General features: G+C 68.8%; 16 protein-coding genes and 5 tRNA genes. 8 read left to right on the top strand and 13 right to left on the bottom strand.

What is annotated here, in order from left to right; translation table 11 throughout:
* Positions 1-129: 129 nt before the first annotated feature.
* The 7 genes from clpP to ACT9AS_RS06185 form a co-directional block, all read right to left on the bottom strand.
* Entirely contained in the window at positions 130-756 is a 627-nt protein-coding gene (gene clpP / locus ACT9AS_RS06215; protein ID WP_445099262.1) for an ATP-dependent Clp endopeptidase proteolytic subunit ClpP, read from the bottom strand.
* A gap of 119 nt (positions 757-875) precedes the next feature.
* Positions 876-2,180: a trigger factor gene (tig, locus tag ACT9AS_RS06210; RefSeq protein ID WP_445099261.1), complete on the bottom strand. Its 1,305-nt coding sequence runs from the start codon at positions 2,178-2,180 to the stop codon at positions 876-878.
* A 252-nt stretch (positions 2,181-2,432) separates the two neighbouring features.
* Positions 2,433-2,517, bottom strand: a tRNA-Leu gene (locus tag ACT9AS_RS06205).
* Between the two features lie 123 nt (positions 2,518-2,640).
* Positions 2,641-2,716 (bottom strand) — tRNA-Lys (locus tag ACT9AS_RS06200).
* A 63-nt stretch (positions 2,717-2,779) separates the two neighbouring features.
* Positions 2,780-2,856, bottom strand: a tRNA-His gene (locus tag ACT9AS_RS06195).
* Between the two features lie 41 nt (positions 2,857-2,897).
* Positions 2,898-2,974, bottom strand: a tRNA-Arg gene (locus ACT9AS_RS06190).
* Positions 2,975-3,002: 28 nt separating this feature from the next.
* Positions 3,003-3,079: transfer RNA gene (locus ACT9AS_RS06185), tRNA-Pro, on the bottom strand.
* A 144-nt stretch (positions 3,080-3,223) separates the two neighbouring features.
* Between ACT9AS_RS06185 and ACT9AS_RS06180 the strand changes: the two genes are divergently transcribed.
* Positions 3,224-3,979, top strand: coding sequence for a Bax inhibitor-1/YccA family membrane protein (locus ACT9AS_RS06180; protein ID WP_445099260.1), 756 nt, complete (start codon positions 3,224-3,226; stop codon positions 3,977-3,979).
* Between the two features lie 48 nt (positions 3,980-4,027).
* Here the strand turns inward: ACT9AS_RS06180 and ACT9AS_RS06175 are convergent, their stop codons facing one another.
* The 3 genes from ACT9AS_RS06175 to grxC form a co-directional block, all read right to left on the bottom strand.
* Positions 4,028-5,389 (bottom strand): Na+/H+ antiporter NhaC family protein, encoded by a 1,362-nt coding sequence (locus ACT9AS_RS06175; RefSeq protein ID WP_445099259.1) that lies wholly within the window; start codon positions 5,387-5,389, stop codon positions 4,028-4,030.
* A gap of 331 nt (positions 5,390-5,720) precedes the next feature.
* Positions 5,721-6,728 carry an isocitrate dehydrogenase gene (locus tag ACT9AS_RS06170; protein ID WP_445099258.1) on the bottom strand — a complete coding sequence of 336 codons (1,008 nt, stop codon included), beginning with the start codon at positions 6,726-6,728 and terminating at the stop codon, positions 5,721-5,723.
* A 122-nt stretch (positions 6,729-6,850) separates the two neighbouring features.
* On the bottom strand, positions 6,851-7,096 hold the full coding sequence (gene grxC, locus ACT9AS_RS06165; protein ID WP_445099776.1) for a glutaredoxin 3: 246 nt from the start codon (positions 7,094-7,096) through the stop codon (positions 6,851-6,853).
* A gap of 87 nt (positions 7,097-7,183) precedes the next feature.
* Between grxC and ACT9AS_RS06160 the strand changes: the two genes are divergently transcribed.
* From ACT9AS_RS06160 to ACT9AS_RS06130, 7 genes are all read left to right on the top strand, one after another.
* Positions 7,184-8,875 (top strand): M48 family metalloprotease, encoded by a 1,692-nt coding sequence (locus ACT9AS_RS06160; protein ID WP_445099257.1) that lies wholly within the window; start codon positions 7,184-7,186, stop codon positions 8,873-8,875.
* A 126-nt stretch (positions 8,876-9,001) separates the two neighbouring features.
* The gene (gene phoB / locus ACT9AS_RS06155; RefSeq protein WP_445099256.1) at positions 9,002-9,730 is read left to right on the top strand and encodes a phosphate regulon transcriptional regulator PhoB; all 729 of its coding nucleotides are present in this window, start codon (positions 9,002-9,004) and stop codon (positions 9,728-9,730) included.
* 37 nt (positions 9,731-9,767) lie between these two features.
* Positions 9,768-11,108: a phosphate regulon sensor histidine kinase PhoR gene (phoR, locus tag ACT9AS_RS06150; protein WP_445099255.1), complete on the top strand. Its 1,341-nt coding sequence runs from the start codon at positions 9,768-9,770 to the stop codon at positions 11,106-11,108.
* 14 nt (positions 11,109-11,122) lie between these two features.
* Entirely contained in the window at positions 11,123-13,264 is a 2,142-nt protein-coding gene (gene ppk1, locus ACT9AS_RS06145) for a polyphosphate kinase 1 (RefSeq protein WP_445099775.1), read from the top strand.
* Positions 13,265-13,278: 14 nt separating this feature from the next.
* The gene (locus ACT9AS_RS06140; protein ID WP_445099254.1) at positions 13,279-14,811 is read left to right on the top strand and encodes a Ppx/GppA phosphatase family protein; all 1,533 of its coding nucleotides are present in this window, start codon (positions 13,279-13,281) and stop codon (positions 14,809-14,811) included.
* 79 nt (positions 14,812-14,890) lie between these two features.
* Positions 14,891-16,054 carry a glycosyltransferase gene (locus ACT9AS_RS06135; protein ID WP_445099253.1) on the top strand — a complete coding sequence of 388 codons (1,164 nt, stop codon included), beginning with the start codon at positions 14,891-14,893 and terminating at the stop codon, positions 16,052-16,054.
* Entirely contained in the window at positions 16,014-16,565 is a 552-nt protein-coding gene (locus tag ACT9AS_RS06130; protein WP_445099252.1) for a phosphatase PAP2 family protein, read from the top strand. The genes ACT9AS_RS06135 and ACT9AS_RS06130 overlap by 41 nt, the downstream gene beginning before the upstream one ends.
* Before the next feature lie 20 nt (positions 16,566-16,585).
* Here ACT9AS_RS06130 and ACT9AS_RS06125 read toward each other — a convergent pair whose 3' ends face one another.
* The 3 genes from ACT9AS_RS06125 to creC form a co-directional block, all read right to left on the bottom strand.
* The gene (locus ACT9AS_RS06125) at positions 16,586-17,236 is read right to left on the bottom strand and encodes a GNAT family N-acetyltransferase (protein ID WP_445099251.1); all 651 of its coding nucleotides are present in this window, start codon (positions 17,234-17,236) and stop codon (positions 16,586-16,588) included.
* 125 nt (positions 17,237-17,361) lie between these two features.
* The gene (gene creD, locus ACT9AS_RS06120) at positions 17,362-18,726 is read right to left on the bottom strand and encodes a cell envelope integrity protein CreD (RefSeq protein WP_445099250.1); all 1,365 of its coding nucleotides are present in this window, start codon (positions 18,724-18,726) and stop codon (positions 17,362-17,364) included.
* Positions 18,727-18,844: 118 nt separating this feature from the next.
* Positions 18,845-20,272, bottom strand: coding sequence for a two-component system sensor histidine kinase CreC (gene creC, locus ACT9AS_RS06115; protein WP_445099249.1), 1,428 nt, complete (start codon positions 20,270-20,272; stop codon positions 18,845-18,847).

Raw genomic sequence — 20,272 nt, 5'->3', positions numbered from 1 at the left:
TGTTGCGATCCGAGAATAACACAGGGTAGCGGGCGGCCCGGAGGCCGTTCCGGGCACTGCAATCCCTTATGAATCAAAGTGTTGAACGTGCCCGGAGCCGGCCGGCCTCGGTGCCGGTCCGCTGCGCGCCTACCCCGCCTGGATCGACTCGTCCGGACGCCGCTCCAGCACCTGGTCGACCAGGCCGTAGTCGCGGGCGGCCTCGGCGCTCTTGAAGTTGTCGCGCTCGGTGTCGCGGGCGATCGTCTCCAGCGCCTGGCCGGTGTGCTTGGCCAGCACCTCGTTGAGCTTCTGCTTCAGCGCCAGGATCTCGCGGGCGTGGATCTCGATGTCGCTGGCCTGGCCCTGGAAGCCACCCAGCGGCTGGTGGATCATCACCCGCGAGTTCGGCAGCGCGTAGCGCTTGCCCTTGGCGCCGGCGGCCAGCAGCAGCGCGCCCATCGAGGCGGCCTGGCCGACGCAGATCGTGCTCACGTCGGGCTTGATGTACTGCATGGTGTCGTAGATCGCCATGCCGGCGGTGACCACGCCGCCGGGCGAGTTGATGTACAGGCTGATGTCCTTCTCGGGGTTCTCCGCCTCAAGGAACAGCATCTGCGCGACGATCACGTTGGCCACGTGGTCGTCGACCGGACCGACCAGGAAGATCACCCGCTCCTTCAACAGGCGCGAGTAGATGTCGTACGCGCGCTCGCCGCGGCTGGTCTGCTCGACCACCATCGGCACGAGGTTCAGGGCTTGGGTTCGGTTGTCCATCTGGGCGGCACCTGTTGAATGACGTTTTGGGGCTTCGGCCCGGAACACCCGACATGCGGCCGCCCCGGTGCCATCACAAGAGGCGCCCGGCTCGCCGGAACCGGCGGGCCACTTGCCGCTTACTGCCGGATGGCGTCGCTGAACGACATCGCCTGTTCGGTGTGCTGGGCGCGCTCGGCGATCCAGTCGATCACCTGCTCCTCCATCACCCGGCCCTGCAGGCCCTGCATCAGTTGCTGGTCCTGGCGGTACAGGTCGATCACCTGCTGCGGCTCCTCGTAGGTCGAGGCGATCAGCTGCAGGGTCTCGTTGACGCGCTTGGGATCGAGCTTGAGCTCGTTGCGGCGCGCGACCTCGCCGACCAGCAGGCCGACCAGCACGCGCTTGCGGGCGACATCGAGGAACTGCTCATGGGCCGGCACGTCGACCTTGCGACCCTGGCGACGGGCCTGCTCGGCGGCGTTGTTGGCCATGTCGCGGGCCTCGTTCTCGACCAGCCGGGCCGGCATCTCGACGCTGGAATAGGTCGCGATCAGCTGCTCGCCGACCTCGCGGCGCAGGCGCGCCATCAGCGCACCCTTGAGCTCGCGCTGCAGGTTGCTGCGGATGTCGTTGCGGAACTGCTCGGCGTCACCGCTCTTGATGCCGAAGCTCTTGATGAAGGCGGCATCGACCTCCGGCAGGACCGGCTCGGACACCTTGGTCGCCTTGACGTTGACCATGACCTTCTTGCCCGCGAACTGCGGCACGCGCCATTCGGCCGGGAACTCGACCTCGGTGTCCTTGTCCTCGCCCGCCTTGAGGCCGACCAGCGCCGACTCGATCGCCGGGAACATCGCGGCCGAACCGATCACGGTGGCGCCGCGTTCGGCACCCTCGGCCGGCAGGCGCTCGCCATCGACGGTCGAATAGGTTTCCAGCTCGACGGCATCACCAGCCTGTGCACCACGCTCGACGGGGTTCCAGGTCCGGCGCTGCAGGCGCAGGTTCTCGACCATCGCGTCGATGTCCTCGTCCTTCACCTCGGCGGTGTGGCGGATCACCTTCAGCGTGGACACGTCGATCTCGCCGAAGTCCGGCACGATCTCGAAGGTTGCGACGTAGGCGAGGTTCTCGCCCTCGGTGGCCGGCTCGATCTTCGGGTTGCCGGCGATCTGCAGCTCGTTCTCGCGCACCGCCGTGCCGAAGCTCTCGCGCAGCAGGCCATCGAGCACCTCGGCGCGGACCTGCTGGCCGAAACGCTGTTCGATCACCTTGGCCGGCACCTTGCCGGGGCGGAAGCCCTTGATCTTGGCGCCCTTCGCGATCTCGCGCAGGCGGCCGCCAACCTGGCTCTCAAGGCGCTCGGCCGGGAGGCTGAAGGTCATGCGGCGTTCGAGGTTACCGATCGACTCGACCGACACGGGCTGTTCCAAGGCTGGCATATCCACTCCTGCAACCGCGGCGGACGACCGCGGCACGATGATTTGATGAACGAATTTTCGATGGGACCCGGCGGGCCACGCGGCCACCCCGCATCCGCGCGGAACGCAATAGTTTGGCTGATTCCGGGCGCGGCCGCCAGTTGTGCGAAGCGGCTGTGCGATGGAGCCGGCAAAAGCAAAACCACCCGGCGGACAGGGCGCCACTCGCGACCGCTCGCCTGGACTGCCCGACCGCCCATTGCCTGCCCGGGTTGGTGCGAAAGGCGGGACTCGAACCCGCACGCCTTGCGGCACTGGCACCTAAAGCCAGGGCGTCTACCAATTCCGCCACTTTCGCGATGCCCGGCCATACGCGTCCGGCGCGGGGCGATTCTAGGCCGCCGGCCTGCCGTCCGCCATGCCCCGGGATGCTTCCGCCAAAGAAAAAAGCACCTGGCGCGAACCAGGTGCTTTTCCGATTTGGTGGGCCGTCAAGGATTCGAACCTTGGACCTATTGATTAAGAGTCAACTGCTCTACCAACTGAGCTAACGGCCCGCTAAGCGGTGAATTGTAGCAGGAAGTCCCTGCCTGGAATCAACACTTGCGCTGAACTGCAAGTGGGGTGGAAGACGGGATTCGAACCCGCGACCCCCGGAATCACAATCCGGTGCTCTAACCAGCTGAGCTACATCCACCACGGACAACCACAACAACGTTGAAGCATTATCGCATCGACTGGCGCGCCCGGCAGGACTCGAACCTGCAACCACCGGCTTAGAAGGCCGGTGCTCTATCCGGTTGAGCTACGGGCGCCTGCAAACATCTTACCGGCGCCGCTAGGTGGTCGGGGCAGAGGGATTCGAACCCCCGACCCTCTGGTCCCAAACCAGATGCGCTACCAGACTGCGCTATGCCCCGATCCGGGCCTCCGTTGCACGCCAGTGCCGCGAAAGGCCGGCCATTTTGGGCGCGTGCCGGCCCGGTGTCAACGAATTCGAGCGCGGACATCCGCCCCGTGTATGCTCGCCAGCAGACACCATCCAAGATCCCCAGGGGAATCCCATGATCCGCAGCGGCAACCCGGCTCTCAAGGAGTCGACCTTCCTCGACCTCGGCAGCGGCGCCATCGTGCGCGACGACGGCAACGTCATGACCCTCAACGGCACGGTCAACAAGACCGGAATGCTGTTGCTGATGTGCGTGTTCAGCGCGGCGTTCGCGTGGAGCCAGGTGTCGACCCCGGCCGGGATCGTCGGCGCCGGCCCGTACGTGTGGGGCGGCGCGATCGGCGGACTGGTGCTGGCGCTGGTGACGATCTTCAAGAAGCAGTGGGCGCCGGTCAGCGCGCCGCTGTACGCGGTGGTCGAGGGCCTGTTCCTGGGCGCGATCTCGGCGATGTACAACCACATGTACGAAGGCATCGTCATGCAGGCGGTGCTGCTGACCTTCGGCACCCTGTTCGCGATGCTGTTCTGCTACCGCTCGGGCCTGATCAAGGCGACCGAGAACTTCAAGATGGGCGTGGCGGCGGCGACCGGCGGCATCTTCCTGGTCTACCTGGCGAGCATGGTGCTGGGCTTCTTCGGCATCGACATCCCGATGATCCACGAGTCGGGGCTGGTCGGGATCGGCTTCAGCCTGGTGGTGGTGGTGGTCGCGGCGCTTAACCTGGTGCTGGACTTCGACTTCATCGAAACCGGCGTCGAGAAAGGCGCGCCCAAGTACATGGAGTGGTACGGCGCGTTCGGCCTTATCGTCACCCTGGTGTGGCTGTACATCGAGTTCCTGCGGCTGCTGTCGAAGCTGCAGTCACGCTGAGGCGCGGGTTCGCCGGAACCTGAAAAGGGGCGCTTCGGCGCCCTTTTTTCATGGGCGCCCGGCGACGCTCGGCCCGGCTTCGGCCACCCGCGACGCGCGCGTCGGCCACAGCATGAAGCCGATGGCGACCAGCGCCAGCAGCCAGCAGTACCAGACCTTGCCGGCGATCAACAGCGGCGACAGCCCGGCCAGCGAACCGGCCAGCAGGATCTGCGCGCCGTAGGGCAGCACGCCCTGGACCACGCACGAGAAGATGTCGAGCACGCTGGCGGCGCGGCGCGGGGTCACGCCGTGGCGCCGGGCGATGTCGCGGGCGAGGTCGCCGCCGACCAGGATCGCGACGGTGTTGTTGGCGGTCAGTGCGTCACCGCCGGCGGCCAGCGCGGCGATGCTGATCTCGCCGGCGCGGCGGCCGCCATGCCCACGGGCGAACTTCGCGATCGTCGCGGCCAGCCAGTCTAGGCCGCCATTGGCCTTGATCAACGCGGCCAGTCCGCCGATCAGGATCGACAGCAGGGTGATCTCGACCATGCTCTCGAAACCGGCGTAGATGTCGCTGGCGAAACTGATCACGTCGTAGCCATCGGCCAGCACATAGCCGAAGGCGCCGGCCACCAGCAGGCCCAGCCCGAGCACCAGCACCACGTCCAGGCCCAGCAGCGCCAGCACCAGCACGACCAGGTACGGCAGCACCAGCCACGCCGAGGCCGCTTCCGGGGCGACAACCGGGGCGGCATCGCCGAGCACCGCCAGCAGCACGACGGTCGCCAGCGCCGCCGGCAGCGCGATCTTGAAGTTCTCGCGGAACTTCTCGTTCATCCGGCAGCCCTGGCTGCGGGTCGCGGCGATGGTGGTGTCGGAAATGATCGACAGGTTGTCGCCGAACATCGCCCCGCCGACCACCGCGCCGAGCACCAGCGCCGTGTCGAGCCCGGCGGCGTCGGCCAGGCCGATCGAGATCGGCACCACCGCGGCGATCGTGCCCATCGAGGTGCCGATCGACAGCGACACGAAGCTCGCGACCAGAAACAGGCCCGGCAGGATCAGCGCCGGCGGCAACGCGCCCAGGCCGAGCGCGACCACCGCGTCGACCGCGCCGATCGCCTTGGTCACGGTCGCGAAGGCGCCGGCCAGCAGGAACACCAGCACCATCAACATGACGTTGCTGTGGCCCATGCCCTGCAGCAGGGTCTCGACCGGCTTGATCCCGCGCCGCCAGGCCAGCCACGCGCCGAGCGCCAGCGCCGGCAGGATCGCGACCGGCGCGCGCAGCTGGTAGAAGCCCATCGCCTCGCCTTGCGCGGTGAAGTACAGCCCGGCGCCGAAGAACAGCAGCAGGAACAGCAGCAGCGGTGTCAGCGCGATGGCGCTGGGACGGGGGCTGGAACCCGGGGGATTCGTGCTGTTCATCGCTTTATTCGGATGAAAGGAAATAAGAGCGCGATTGTGCCGGGACGCAAGGCCGCTGTCGAGCACGCCGGCGAAACACTGCAACCCGCCAAAGCCCCCCCTGTAGGAGCGACGTAAGTCGCGAAAGCGAGCGCAATCGGGACCGGGACATCCACAACCACCTGGGCTCCCGGCGAAACCGTGCATCACCGCGACCGGACCGGAAGTTCGCGACTTACGTCGCTCCTACAGTCGAACGGCGGCCAGGCCGTAGGCGCCCTCGCCGGACCGCGGGACGCCAAAGAAAACGGGGCGCCATTGGCGCCCCGTCGGCACACACCTGGTCGCTGCCTCAGACCCGGCTGGCGATCGCCTTGGCGAAGCCCATGGTGTTGCCCTGCCCGCCCAGGTCGGGGGTCAGGTTGTCCTTGGCCTCCAGCGTGGCGACGATCGCGTCGCGCAGGCGGGTCGCCTTGTCGGCCATGCCGAGGTGGTCGAGCATCTGCGCGGCCGCCGACAGCAGCGCGCACGGGTTGGCCTTGCCCTGCCCGGCGATGTCCGGCGCGGTGCCGTGCACGGCTTCGAACATCGCCGCGTCGGTGCCGATGTTGGCCCCCGGGGTCAGCCCCAGGCCGCCGATCAGGCCGGCGCACAGGTCGGAAATGATGTCGCCGAACAGGTTGGTGGTGACGATCACGTCGAACTGCTCCGGGCGCATCACCAGCTGCATGCAGGTGTTGTCGACGATCATCTCGTCGCACTCGATGTCCGGGTACTCGGCCGCGACCACGCGCGCGGTCTTCAGGAACAGGCCCGAGGTCGACTTCAGGATGTTGGCCTTGTGCACCACGGTGACCTTCTTGCGGCCGGTCTTGCGGGCCAGCTCGAAGGCGTAGCGGACGATGCGCTCGGAGCCGCGGCGGGTGGTCTTGGTGATGGACGTGGCGGTCTCGCCGTCCTCCGACACCGCCTGGCCCTCGGCGCTGTAGGCGCCCTCGGTGTTCTCGCGCACGGTGATCAGGTCGACCCCGGTCGGGAAGCGCGACTTGGTGTTCGGGAACGACTTGGCCGGGCGCACGTTGGCGTACAGGTCGAAACGCTTGCGCAACTCCACGTTGATCGAGGAGAAGCCGCCACCGACCGGGGTGGTCAGCGGGCTCTTCAGCGCCACCCGGTTCTTGCGGATCGAGTCCATGGTCGCCGCCGGCAGCAGCTCGCCGGTCTTCTCCAGCGCGACCAGGCCGGCGTCGGCGAATTCGTACTGCAACCCGACGTCCATCGCGTCGAGCACGTGCAAGGTGGCGTCCATGATTTCCGGGCCGATACCGTCGCCTCGGATGACCGTGATGGTCTGCGTCATTGGGGGTTTCTTCCTGCTGGGGGCGGCACATGGCCCGCGGAGGGCCGTACGGCGCCGTGTGTGAACCGCGGAATTATGTCAAAAACCGCGCGGCGCCGCTTTCGACCAAAGTCTCGAACGGTTCAGGCGCCAGCGGCCAGCAGCGGTTCCAGCTTGCCCTCGCGGTGCAGCGCGATCATGTCGTCGTAGCCGCCCACGTGGGTTTCGCCGACGAAGATCTGCGGCACGCTGGTGCGCCGGGTCAGCGCCATCATCTTCTCCCGTTCGGCCGGATCCTGGTCGATCCGGACCTCGGTCCAGGTCTGGCCCTTGCTCTGGAGGAAGTTCTTCGCCGCGATGCAGTACGGGCAGACCGCGGATGTGTACATGACGATCGCGGGGGTGGCTGTATCGCTCACGGTCGATTCTCCTGCGTGGGGATGTGTTAATGAACTCGGGTGACCGGTTATGGTCGAATGGTCCCGTTGAACACGTGTTGCCGGGACGTGCTGCTGGAATATGGGTCCTCGCCCCCCACTTTTCCAGTCAGCCACGATCCGCAACTGTCCAGCGTCACCCGGGAGTCACGCTTGCGCCGCATCGTCCTGCTCACCGCCGCCGTCACCCTTGCCCTGGCCAGCGTCTGCGCACCGGCGCAGAACTCGCTGCCGGATATCGGCTCCTCGGCCGGCCAGTTGCTGACGCCGCACCAGCAGGAGGAGTACGGCGCGATGATGCTGGCGCAGCTGCGCCATTACGACTACGCGCTGGAGGACCCGCTGGTCGACAGCTGGCTCGACAGCCTCGGCTCCCGACTGGCAGCCAACAGCGACTCGCCACGGCAGCGGTTCACCTTTTTCATGCTGCGCCAGCGCGAGATCAACGCGTTCGCCACCCTCGGCGGTTACGTCGCGGTCAACGCCGGCCTGGTGCTGGCGGCGGAACGCGAGGACGAGGTCGCCGCGGTGATGTCGCACGAAATCGCCCACGTCAGCCAGGAGCATGTGCTGCGCGGGGTCGAGCGCGCCCAGCGCGACCAGTTGCCGATCCTGCTGGCGATGCTCGGCGCGGTGGTGCTGGCGCAGTCGGCCGGCGGCAATTCCAGCGACGACGCGGCGCAGGCGGCGATCGTCTCCGGCCTCGGCCTGATGCAGCAGCGCCAGATCAACTACACCCGCTCCAACGAGCACGAGGCCGACCGGCTCGGCATCCAGACGCTGTCGCGCAGCCACTACGACACCGACGCGATGGCCGAATTCTTCGTCACCATGCAGACCCAGTCGCGGGCCAACGGCGCCGGCGCCTACGACACGCCCGACTACCTGCGCACCCACCCGGTCACCACCACCCGCATCAGCGAGGCGAAATCGCGCTCGGAGCAGCTCAAGCGCTCCGGCGCCGGCTTCGCGGCCGCGCCCATCGCCACCGACAACCCCCTGCTTCCCGGCGGCCTGACGATTTCGAGCGACGTGCTCGCGCGTGGAGGCACCGGCGTGTTCGAGCTGGCCCGCGAACGCCTGCGCGTGCTGAGTGCGGACAGCCCCCGCGCGGCCCTGCGCGAATACGAGCAGATGACCCACGGCGGCAAGCTGGACGAGGCGCAACGTTATGGCCGGGCAATCGCACGGTTGCGTGCGAACGACATCGGGGCGGCGATCGACGATCTGGAGGCTTTGCTGGACGAGCGTCCCGGCGACCTGTGGATCGAGCTCGGCCTGGCCGAAGCGCAGGCGCGCGGCAGCCAGCGCGATGCCGCGGACGAGCGCTTCGCGCGCCTGCTGTCCCGGGCGCCCAACAATCGCGCCGTCGCCCTCACCTACGCCCAGGTCCTGTCGGAGCGCAACACCATCGCCGCCGGCAAGCATGCCCAGGCGGTGCTGCGGCCATTGCTGGCGCGTTCCTCGGACGATCCCGCGTTCCAGCGGATCTATGCGCGCGCCAGCGAAGTCGCCGGCGAACCGATCCGTGCCGGCGAAGCCTATGCGGAGGCGGCCTTCCTGGGCGGTCGCGCGGAACAGGCGCTGATCCAGCTCAACACGCTGAAAAAGCGGCCTGAAGTCGATTACTACGCGCGGGCCCGGATCGAGGCGCGGATCGCGCAGATCACCCCGGTGGTGCTGGAACTGCACCGCCAGGGCATCTATGACGAAGTGCTGGACCGGCGCTGAGGATCGTGACAGTTCAGCGACGTTGTCATTGTCGCGTCACAAAACGGTAGTGTACTGGGGCGGCCCCGGGGACATGGCCGGAACACCGCCTCCCGGGAAGGCTTCCGTCCACGCCCCCGGTGACCCGTGCAGAAACACATCCTGATCGTCGAAGACGAACCCGCCATCCGCGACATGGTGGCCTTCGCCCTGCGCAAGGGCGAGTACGAGCCGATCCACGCCGGCGATGCCCGCGAGGCCCAGGCCGCGATCGCCGACCGCGTGCCCGACCTGATCCTGCTCGACTGGATGCTGCCCGGCACCAGCGGCCTGGAGCTGGCGCGGCGCTGGCGCAAGGAGACGCTGACCCGCGAGATCCCGATCATCATGCTGACCGCGCGCGGCGAGGAGAACGACCGCGTCGGCGGCCTCGAGGCCGGGGTCGACGACTACGTGGTGAAACCCTTCTCGGCCCGCGAGCTGCTGGCGCGCATCCGCGCGGTGCTGCGGCGCTCGCGCGAGGACGACGAGGACGGCAGCATCGACGTCGGCGCGTTGCGGATCGATGGCCTGGCGCACCGGGTGTTCGCCCGCGGCAAGGCCGTAGACGGAGAGGCCCGCGGCCCGGACCAGCCGGTCCAGATCGGTCCGACCGAATACCGCCTGCTGCACTTCTTCATGACCCATCCCGAGCGCGTCTATTCGCGCACCCAACTGCTGGACCACGTATGGGGCGGCAGTGTCTACGTCGAGGAACGCACGGTCGACGTCCACATCCGCCGGTTGCGCAAGACGCTGGAGCCGTATGAGCTGGACGGCATGATCCAGACCGTGCGCGGTTCGGGTTACCGGTTCTCCGCCGCGATGACCGACTGACCCGCGACGGTCACGTCATTTGCCGGATACTCGACTCATGCCTCCGCACGCCCGCACCGCCTGGTTCCGGACCCTCGGCCTGCTCGTCCTGGTCCTGCTGGGCGCGGCCGTGCTCGGTGTCGTGGTCGGCTATCCGTGGGAGGTCTTGGCGACCGTCGCGCTGGGCGTGGTGGCCTGGCATTACTGGCGGCTGCACCGCGTGCTCGGCCGCCTGACCGCCCGCCAGCGTTACGCGCCGCCGGACGGCATCGGGGTCTGGAACGAGCTCGACCGCCTGCTGCATCGCGGCCAGGTCGAGATGCGGGGACGCAAGCGCCGCCTGGTCGAGATGCTGCGCGCCTATCGCGCCGCGGCCGCGGCGTTGCCGGACGCGATCGTGGTGGTGGACCGCAACAGCCAGCGCATCCAGTGGTTCAACGAAACCGGCACGCCGCTGCTCGGCCTGCGGTATCCCGACGACATCGACGCCCCGCTGGTGGAGCGCCTGCAGCCGTTGCCGCTCGCGCACTGGCTGGCCGGTGGCCGCAACGCGGAAGCGCTGGAGACACCGTCGCCGCTGGACAGCTCGACCACGCTGAGCCTGCGCCTGATCCCCTACTCGGAAAACCTGTGGCTGCTGGTCGCGCGCGACGTCACCCGGCTGCTGCAACTGGAGCAGATGCGCCGCGACTTCGTCGCCAACGTCTCGCACGAACTGCGCACGCCGCTGACCGTGATCCACGGCTACCTGGACATGATCGAGCAGGAAGACCTGCCCGAATGGCAGCCGATGTTCAACGAGATGCAGCGACAGTCGCAGCGCATGACCCAACTGGTGGAAGACCTGCTGACCCTGTCGCGACTGGAGTCGCAGGGCACGCTGTCGACCGAGGAAACCGTGGCCATGGCGCCCGTGCTGACCACCTTGCGCCGCGAGGCCAACGCGCTGAGCCAGGGCAGGCACCGGATCGACGTCGAGGACAGCGCGATGGTCGACCTGTTCGGGGCCGGCAAGGAGTTGCACAGCGCGTTCTCCAACCTTGTCAGCAATGCCGTCCGCTACACCCCTGCCGGCGGCGCGATCGGCATCCGGTTCCTGCGTGCAGGCCGGGGCGTGGTGCTGGAAGTGAGCGACAGCGGCTACGGCATCCCGGCCGCGCACCTGCCGCGGATCACCGAGCGCTTCTACCGCGTATCGACCAGCCGCTCGCGCGAAAGTGGCGGCACCGGGCTGGGCCTGGCGATCGTCAAGCACATCCTCAACCTGCACCAGGCCAGGCTGGAGATCACCAGCGAGGTCGGCCGTGGCAGCATCTTCGCCTGCCACTTCGGCAGTGAGCGCATCCGCCCGCGCGATGCAGGTGACGCCGATACCGGACGCGCGGAGGCGCATGCATGACCCGTCCCGACGACATGACCGCAAGCCCGACCGGACCCGCGACTGGCGCCAGCCCGGCGCCGGAGGTGTCCACGCCCTCCGCCCCCGCGCCCGGCAGCAGCGAGGACCCGTGGCACGACCCGACGCTGTACTTCAACCGCGAACTGTCGCAACTGGACTTCAACTTCCGTGTCCTCGCCCAGGCCCAGGACCCGCAGGTGCCGCTGCTGGAACGGCTGAAATTCCTGTGCATCAGCTGCACCAACCTCGACGAGTTCTTCGAGATCCGCGCCGGCACCCTGCGCCACGCGCATGACCTCGGGCTGGTGGCCGGTCCCGACGGGCTCGCGCCGGCCACCGTGCTGGCGCGCATCCACGAACGTGCGGCCGAACTGGTCGATGCGCAGTACGACTGCTGGAACGACATGCTGCGCCCTGCCCTGGCCAAGTCCGGCGTACGCGTGCTGGCGCGCGACCGCTGGAACGCCGCGCAGTCGCGCTGGCTGCGCGACTACTTCCGCGACGAAGTGATGCCGGTGCTGTCGCCGCTGGGGCTGGACCCGGCGCATCCGTTCCCGAAGATCCTCAACAAGTCGCTCAACATCGTGGTGGTGCTGCACGGCCGCGACGCGTTCGGCCGCGAGGGCAACCTGGCGATCGTGCGCGCACCCCGTTCGTTGCCGCGCATCATCCAGATCCCCGAGTCGGTGAGCGGCGGTCCGCACGACTTCGTGTTCCTCTCCAGCGTGCTGTCGACCTTCGTCGACGAGCTGTTCCCGGGTATGGAGGTCGAAGGCGCGTACCAGTTCCGGGTAACCCGTAATTCGGAGCTGCTGGTCGACGAGGAGGAAGTCGACAACATCGCGCTGGCGCTGCGCGACGAACTGGTCGGCCGCGGCTACCTGCGCGCGGTGCGGCTGGAGATCGCCGAGCAGTGCCCCGAGCCGATCGTGCGCACGCTGCTGGACAACTTCGACCTGCCCGCCAATGCGGTCTACCGGATCGACGGTGCGGTCAACCTCAACCGGGTGATCCAGGTCTACGACCTGGTCCAGCGACCGGACCTGAAGTTCCCGCCGTTCCAGTCGCGGCCGTTGCCGGGCAGTGACAGCATGTTCGACACCGTGTCGCGCGGCGACGTGCTTTTGCACCACCCGTTCGACGCGTTCACGCCGGTGCTGGAACTGCTGCGGCAGGCGGCCGAAGACCCCAGCGTGCTGGCGATCAAGCAGACCCTGTACCGCTCGGGCAAGGATTCGCAGATCGTCGAGCAACTGGTCCAGGCCGCGCGCAAGGGCAAGGACGTGACCGTGGTGGTCGAACTGCGCGCGCGCTTCGACGAGGAGGCCAACCTCGGCTTCGCCGACCGCCTGCAGGAAGCCGGCGTGCAGGTGGTCTACGGCGTGGTCGGCTACAAGACCCACGCCAAGATGCTGCTGGTGGTGCGCCGCGAGGGCACGCGGCTGCGCCGTTACGTGCACCTGGGCACCGGCAACTACCACGCCGGCACCGCGCGGCAGTACACCGACATCGGCCTGATCACCGCCAATCCGGATATCGGCAACGATGTCCACCTGATCTTCCAGCAACTGTCCGGGTTGGCGCCGCGGCTGACGCTCGAGTGCCTGCTGCAATCGCCGTTCACCCTGCACGCCGGGGTGCTGCAACGCATCGAGCGCGAGACCGCCCACGCGCTCGCCGGCCGCCCGGCGCGCATCGTCGCCAAGATGAACGCCCTCAACGAGGTGCGGGTGGTGAGCGCGCTGTACCGCGCATCGCAGGCCGGCGTGCAGATCGACCTGATCGTCCGCGGCGCCTGCACGTTGCGGCCTGGCGTGCCCGGCGTGAGCGACAACATCCGGGTGCGCTCGATCGTCGGGCGCTTCCTCGAACACAGCCGCGTCTACTGGTTCGGCAACGACGGCGCGCCCGAGCTGTTCGGTGCCAGCGCCGACTGGCTGGAACGCAACCTGCTGCGCCGGGTCGAGACCTGCTTCCCGATACTGGACCCCGGACTGGCGGTCCGCGTGCACGAGGAAGTGCTGTCCAACTACCTGGCCGACAACCTCAACGCCTGGGCGCTGCAGGCCGACGGCAGCTACGTCCGGATCGAGCCCGACGATGAGGAAGCACCGCACTCCGGACAAGCCTGGCTGTTGGCCAAACTTTGCGGATGAAGGATCATTCCGCGATGACGGACATCTTCCCGAGCGCCGCGCTGCCATTGCAGGACGGCGACCTGCTCGCCGCAGTCGACCTCGGGTCGAACAGCTTCCACATGGTGGTCTCGCAGTACCTGCTCGGCCAGCTGCGCGTGGTCGACCGCCTGCGCGAGCAGGTACGGCTGGCCGAGGGCCTGGACGGTCGCGGCACCCTGTCCGCCGAAGTGCGGCAGCGCGCGTTCGAGTGCCTGTCGCGGTTCGGCCAGCGCATTCGCGACATTCCGCAGAAGCAGGTTCGCGCGATCGCCACCAACACCGTGCGCCGGCTCGCCTCGCCGCAGTCGTTCCTGATGCCGGCCGAGAGCGCGCTCGGCCACGCCATCGAAGTGGTCGCCGGCCGTGAGGAGGCGCGCCTGATCTACCTTGGGGTGGCGCACGCGCAGCCGTCCAGGCCCGACGAGTTGCGGCTGGTGATCGACATCGGCGGCGGTTCGACCGAATGCATCATTGGCAGCGGCTTCGACGCGATCGAGCGCGAGAGCCTGCAACTGGGCTGCGTGGCCAGCACGATGCGGTTCTTCGGCGACGGCAAGTTGAGCAAGCGCCGCTGGCGCGAAGCGCTGGTCGAGGTGACCGCCGAATTCCAGCAGTTCGCTGCCGCCTACCGTGCGCTCGGATGGACCGATGCGATCGGCGCGTCCGGCACCAACAAGGCGATCGGCGACATCTGCGCGGCGATGAAGCTGACCAAGGGCGCGGTCACCGCCGAAGCGTTGCCGCAGGTACGCGACCGCCTGCTGCAGGCCCGCCGGATCGACGCGATCGACCTGCCCGGCCTGCCCGCCGATCGCCGGCCGATCATCGCCGGTGGACTGCTGATCCTTGAAGCCGCGTTCGACGCGCTCGACCTGCAACGCCTGATGATCAGCAAGGCGGCGATGCGCGAGGGCGTGCTGTACGACATGCTCGGCCGTGGCGGCGCCGACGATCCGCGCGATGCATCGGTCGCCGCGCTGATGCTTCGCTACGGGATCGACAAGGACCAGTCCGGCCGGGTCGAGGCGACGATGCTCCGGCTGTTCGACCAGGTGGCCGACGGCTGGCAACTCGGCATCGACGACCGGCTGATGCTCAGCCGCGCCGCGCGCCTGCACGAGTTGGGCCTGACCATCGCCCACAGCCAGTACCAAGTGCATGGCGCCTACGTGGTCGAGCACACCGACATCTCCGGCTTCTCGCGCCAGCAGCAGCAGTTCCTCGCCGCGCTGGTGCGGACCCACCGGCGCAAGGTGCCCAGGACCGCGTTCGATGCCCTGCCCGACCGCCTGCTGCCCGCGGTCCGTCGCAGCGCCGCACTGCTGAGGCTGGCGGTACTGATGCATCGCGCCCACGAGGCCGACCCGATCCCGCGCCTGGATGCCCACGTCGACGGCGACACCCTCACCTTGATCCTCGACCAGCGCTGGCTCGAAGCCCGGCCGCTGCTGAAGGCCGACTTGGACGGCGAACCGCACGACATCGCGGCGCTGGGGGTCAAGCTGCGGATCGGCACCACGCCGTAAAGCGTCATCCGGCGGTCACCGGACTGCCATTCGCATGACATGCCCTGAGCGCACGCTTGCCCAAACCGGGGAGCCGCGCATGCATTACGCGATCGTCAGTGAAACCTACCCACCCGAGGTCAACGGCGTCGCGCTGACCGTGCAGGCGCTGGAGCAGGGGTTGCGCGCACGCGGGCACGATGTCGGCGTGATCCGGCCGCGGCAACCCGGGGCACCCCCAGCCACGACCGGCGAGCTGCTGGTGCGCGGCGTCCGCCTGCCGCGTTACCCGGGCCTGCAGTTCGGCCTCCCGGCGACCCGCAACTTGCTGCGCCACTGGAAGGCGAATCCGCCGGATGCGATCTACATCGCCACCGAAGGCCCGTTGGGCTGGTCGGCGCTGCGGGCCGCGCGACGCCTGGGCATCCCGGTTGCGACCGGCTTCCACACCCGCTTCGACCAGTACATGCGCGACTACGGCGCCGCGTGGGTGGCACCGGTCGCGCTGGGCTGGATGCGCCGGTTCCACAACCGCGCCGACGCCACCCTCGTGCCGACCCGCGAGCTTGCCGGCGTCCTGCAACGGCATGGCTTCACGCAGGTCCGGCGGCTGCCACGCGCGGTCGACACGGAGCGCTTCAACCCGCGTTGGCGCGACACCGCGCTGCGCGGTGAATGGGGTGTGGGACCACACGACCTGGTAGTGCTGCACGTGGGCCGCCTTGCCGCGGAGAAGAACCTCGACCTCGCAGTGCGTGCGTTCCGCCGCGTGCAGCAGGTGCGGCCGGACGCACGCTTCGTCTGGGTCGGCGACGGCCCGGCACGGGCGAAAATCGAGGCCGACAATCCCGACTTCATCTTCACCGGCGTGAAGCACGGCGAAGCGTTGGCCCGGCACTACGCCAGCGGCGACCTGTTCCTGTTTCCCAGCCGCAGCGAGACCTTCGGCAACGTGACCCTGGAGGCGATGGCCAGCGGTGTCCCGCCGGTCGCCTTCGACTACGGTGCCATCCGCGAGCACCTGCGCGATGGCGAGCACGGCGCGGCGATCGCCGACGGCGATGACGATGGATTCATCGCCGCCGCGGCGCGGCTCGCCGACGACGACGCCACCCGCACCGCGATGTCCCGCGAGGCCGTCGATGCGGTCAGCCAACTCCGGCCGCGGCAGGTCGCGGCCGACTTCGACGCCCTGTTGCAACAACTCGCCCACGGTGGACGCCATGAACCGGCTGCCCTTGTACAAACGCCTCGCAGCCGGTGAATCGCACTGGTGCCTGCAGGCCAACCGCGCCTGCAGCGGGCTGCGGCCGCGCAGGTACTTCGCCGCGGTCAGCCGCCTGGGCGACGGTGTGTTCTGGTACGGGCTGATGGCGATGATGGTCGTCGTCGACGGGATGCAGGGGCTGGCCGCATCCGCACACCTGGCCGCCACCGGTGTCGTCGCGCTTGGCCTGTACAAATTGCTGAAGCGCTGGACCCGGCGGCCGCGGCCGTTCGCATCGGACCGGCGCATCCGGGCCTGGGTCGCGCCGCTCGACGAGTTCAGCTTTCCCTCCGGCCATACCCTTCATGCGGTGGCCTTCAGCCTGGTCGCGGTCGCGCACTACCCGGCGCTGGCGTGGGTACTGGCGCCGTTCACGGCCAGCGTCGCCGCCTCGCGCGTGGCGCTGGGGCTGCATTACCCAAGCGATGTGCTGGCCGCCAGCGTGATCGGCTCGGCACTGGCCGGGGCATCGCTGTGGCTGGCACCGGGGCTGCTGCCCGCAGGTTGAAGCGCGTCGCCGGATCGCGTTCAGCGCGCGCGTTCGAGTGGGCGGAACCAGGCGGTCAGGGTGTGCGGCACGACGCCCTCGCCGGGCTCGCTCCAGTCCAGCACGATCTTCAGGTCCGCATGCGGCCGGTAGCCGCGGCGCTGCCAGAAGGCCTGGTTGTCGCGCCCGAAGGGCGGTCGCCGCGGATGGTCGGGAGCGCGGTCGATCGCACAGAACGCCATCCGGTCGAAGTCGCCCAGCATCCGCGCATGCGACTCGCGCTCGTCGAAGAAACGATGGCCGAGGCCGCGTCCGCGGTACGCCGGCAGCAACGCCGAACCGCCGCAATGGAACACCCGCTGGATGTCCACGCCCGCATCGGCAAAAGGTTGCCGGATCGCGTCGGCCGCATCCGCCAGCGGCAAGCCGGTCGATGCCCCCACCAGCGTGCCCGCGTCGAACACCAGCACCGCCACGCTGCGCCATGAGTCGGTGCAGGCCCGCAGGTGGCGACTGTCCCCCTCCACACCCTGCTCATACAGATGCGGCCAGTCCCGGAACACGACCAGGTGCAGGCGGGCGATGTCGGCGGCGTACCGGCCGATCGACTCGCCGACCACCGTCTGCACGGTCAGCTGCTGGTTCGCGGGGTGGGCGGCGTGCACCGGTTCGGACGCCGTCAGCGGAGTCATGGAGGTATGCAAGGTCAACGTCCCCTCGGGCATCGGAAGATGCGGGCGGTGCGCCGTGGCGCTCGGCCGCGGCCGCATGGTCCGTTAAACGACAACCCTCCGGACCAGCGGCCACGCCACCTGTTTCAGGACGCCGGCAGGCCGGGGTCGCGGCGGGCCGGCGACGGCGCGCGCCCGCCCAGCTGGTACCAGTCGACCTTGCGGGTCACCGTCATCAGCGTCGCAAGCACCACGAACAGCAGACCCGCGCCGAGCACCAGCGCGTTGTCCTCCGATACCAGCAGCCCGTACAGCGCGGCATACAGCGTCGACAGCATCGCCGCGAAGCCGAGCGCGCGCACGACACTGCGCAGCACCGCGCTGAGGTAGAAGGTGATCAGCCCGATGCACGCAATACCGGCGGCAAGGTACGCCCAGCCGAACTCGACGTGCTCGCTGAGGCTGAGCAGCAGCAGGAAGAACATCGCCAGCGCCAGCCCGACCAGGCCGTACTGGATCGGGTGGATCGGCAGCGCCTTGGTCAGCTCGAAGATGAAGAAACCGATGAAGGTCAGCAGCACGAACAGCAGGCCGTACTTGGTGGCGCGGTCGGTCTTGGAATACACGTCGACCGGATCGACCAGCGACACGCTGACGGTGTCGACGCCAGCCAGCGCGTTCGCCGCACGCGTGCCGTCATCGGACCGGGGCGCTGCGAGGTAACCCTGCTGCGCGTTGGTGGCGACGCCGGGGATGTCCCAGCCGGCGCGGAAGCCGTCGGCCTCGATGATCCGGGTCCGCGGCGAGCTGCCCTCGAAGCGCGGGTGGGGCCAGCTCGACGACAACGCGAAATTGTTCTGCTCACCCAGCGGGACCAGTGCGAGGCGCTCAGTGCCGGCCAGCACCAGCTGGAGCTCGGTCTGCACGCGACGCAGCTGTCCGGGGTGCAGCGGATCCAGTACCGCGTGCAGGCCTTCGCGCCCCCCGTGGCCGGGCGCACCGCCCTGCTGGAGCGCACGGCTCCGCCGGTCCACCTGCAACGCCGGCGCCACTGCCACGCCACGCACGTCGGAGATCGCGTAGCTCAGATACGGCTGGCCGATCCGGCGCTCCCTGCCGGCCCCGTGGTCAGCGGGAATGGTGACCTCGAACGCGGCCTTGACCGTGCCATGCCACTCGTACACCCGGACCTCGTGCAGTTCGATCCGGCGGATATCGGGCTTGAGCTCGCCCTCGACCGCCAGGGTCTTCGGAAAGAACGTCCAGCGTCGCTGCACCGTCTTGCTCACCGTGCGGACGATGCCCGACCGGTCGGGCTCCTCGACCTCGATCTCCTCCTGGTACGGCACCACCAGCACCGGCCCGGCGAACGTCTGCGCGCCCGCGTAGCTGCGGGCGATGTCGGCCACGGCCTGGCGCCGGTACTCCTGCCGCTCGTGCACCACCCCGCGGACCATCGTCAGCGGCACCAGAATCGCCAGGGTCAGCCCCAGCACCATCGCTATCCTCATCCAAAGTCGCATACCGTTCTCCTGTCATGGCATTGGCCGGCAGGATCGGCGGCGGCGGTGCGCGCACGATGGGGCGACGATGAAGCGTGGGTGAAGTGCGCGGCCCGGCAGGCCGGCTTCAGCGCAGTGGCACGACCAGCCGCGCGATCGCGCCGCCACCTTCGCGATTGGCGAGTTCGGCGCGACCGCCATGCAGGGCCGCCACCTCGGCGACGAAACACAGGCCCAGACCGCTGCTGCGGCTGCCGCCATCGGGGCGCGACAAGGAATAGAAACGTTCGAACACCCGTGGCAGGGCGTAGTCGGGAATGCCGGGGCCTTGGTCGGTGATTTCGAACACCGCCTCGCCCTCGTCGCGCCGCAGTCGCAGCCCGACCACGCTGCCGGCCGGTGCGAACTCGACCGCATTGCCGACCAGGTTCGCCAGCGCCTGCCGCAACAGGAAGGCATCGCCTTCGATCCGGCCGACCGCCCCGATCTGGAGTTCCAGCTCGACGCCCGCACCCGCGATGGCCGGCGCGCACAGTTCCGCCACCTCGGCCGCCAGTTCCGCCGCGTCGACCGGCACGGGCTGCTCGATCCGCTGCCGGTGCTCCACCGCGGCGAGCGCGAGCAGCTTGTCGATCATCTGCGCCAGCCGCTCGCTCTGGGCATGGATGCTGCCGGCGAAGCGCACGCGGTCGGCGTCCGGCAGCGGTGTTTCCAGCAGTTCCGCACTGCCGCGGATCGCCGCCAGTGGTCCCTTCATCTCATGGGTCAGGCTGTGCACGTACTGCTCGACATACTGCTTGCCTTCCAGCCGCACGCGCATGGTTTCCAGCGCCTGCCCGAGTTCACCGAACTCGCCGGCCGATGCCGGCGGGCTGGCGCGTTCGCCGGCGGTCACCGCGTGGGCGTAGCGACGCAATCCGCCGAGCTGTCGCGACAACCACCACGCCGCGACCAGCCCGACCAGCAACGCCACGCCCATCAACACCGCGCCCCAGCGCAGCACCACCGCCTGGCTGCGCGCGATGAACGGCTGCAGCGCGCGGTTCGGCTTGGCCACCGTCAGCACGCCGATGATCGCGCCGCGGGCATCGTGGATCGGGGCGGCGACGTGCATCACGGTGGAATCCGGATCGTCGGGGTCGGCCCGGGTGGAGCGCGCGCCGTATTCGCCACGCAGGGTCAGATACACGTCGTTCCAGCGCGAGTAGTCGGCGCCGGTCGCCTGCCCGCTGCTGTCGAACACCACGATGCCGCGCGCATCGGTCACGTACACCCGGTAGCTGGCCGCGCGCTTGTCGAACCCCCAGATCTCGGCGCCGAAGTCGCGAGCGGCCACCTCGCGCACGCGCCGCGCGAAGCGGCCGGTCGCGATCCGGCCGGCGACCAGGTCGTCGGTCGCGAGTTCGGCCAGCATGTTGGCGGTGTCGACCAGGGTGTCCTCCATCGCCTGGCGCACGCCGGGCTTGACCTGCTCGACGAACACCTGCGCCAGCAGCAACGCCGCCAGCGCGACGATCAGGAAGTAGCCGAGGAAGATCCGCAGGCCGATGTTCAC

The organism is Lysobacter sp. F60174L2 (assembly GCF_052547135.1).
Note: the sequence above shows the minus strand (reverse complement) of the source record. Positions and strands in the feature narration are given on the sequence as shown.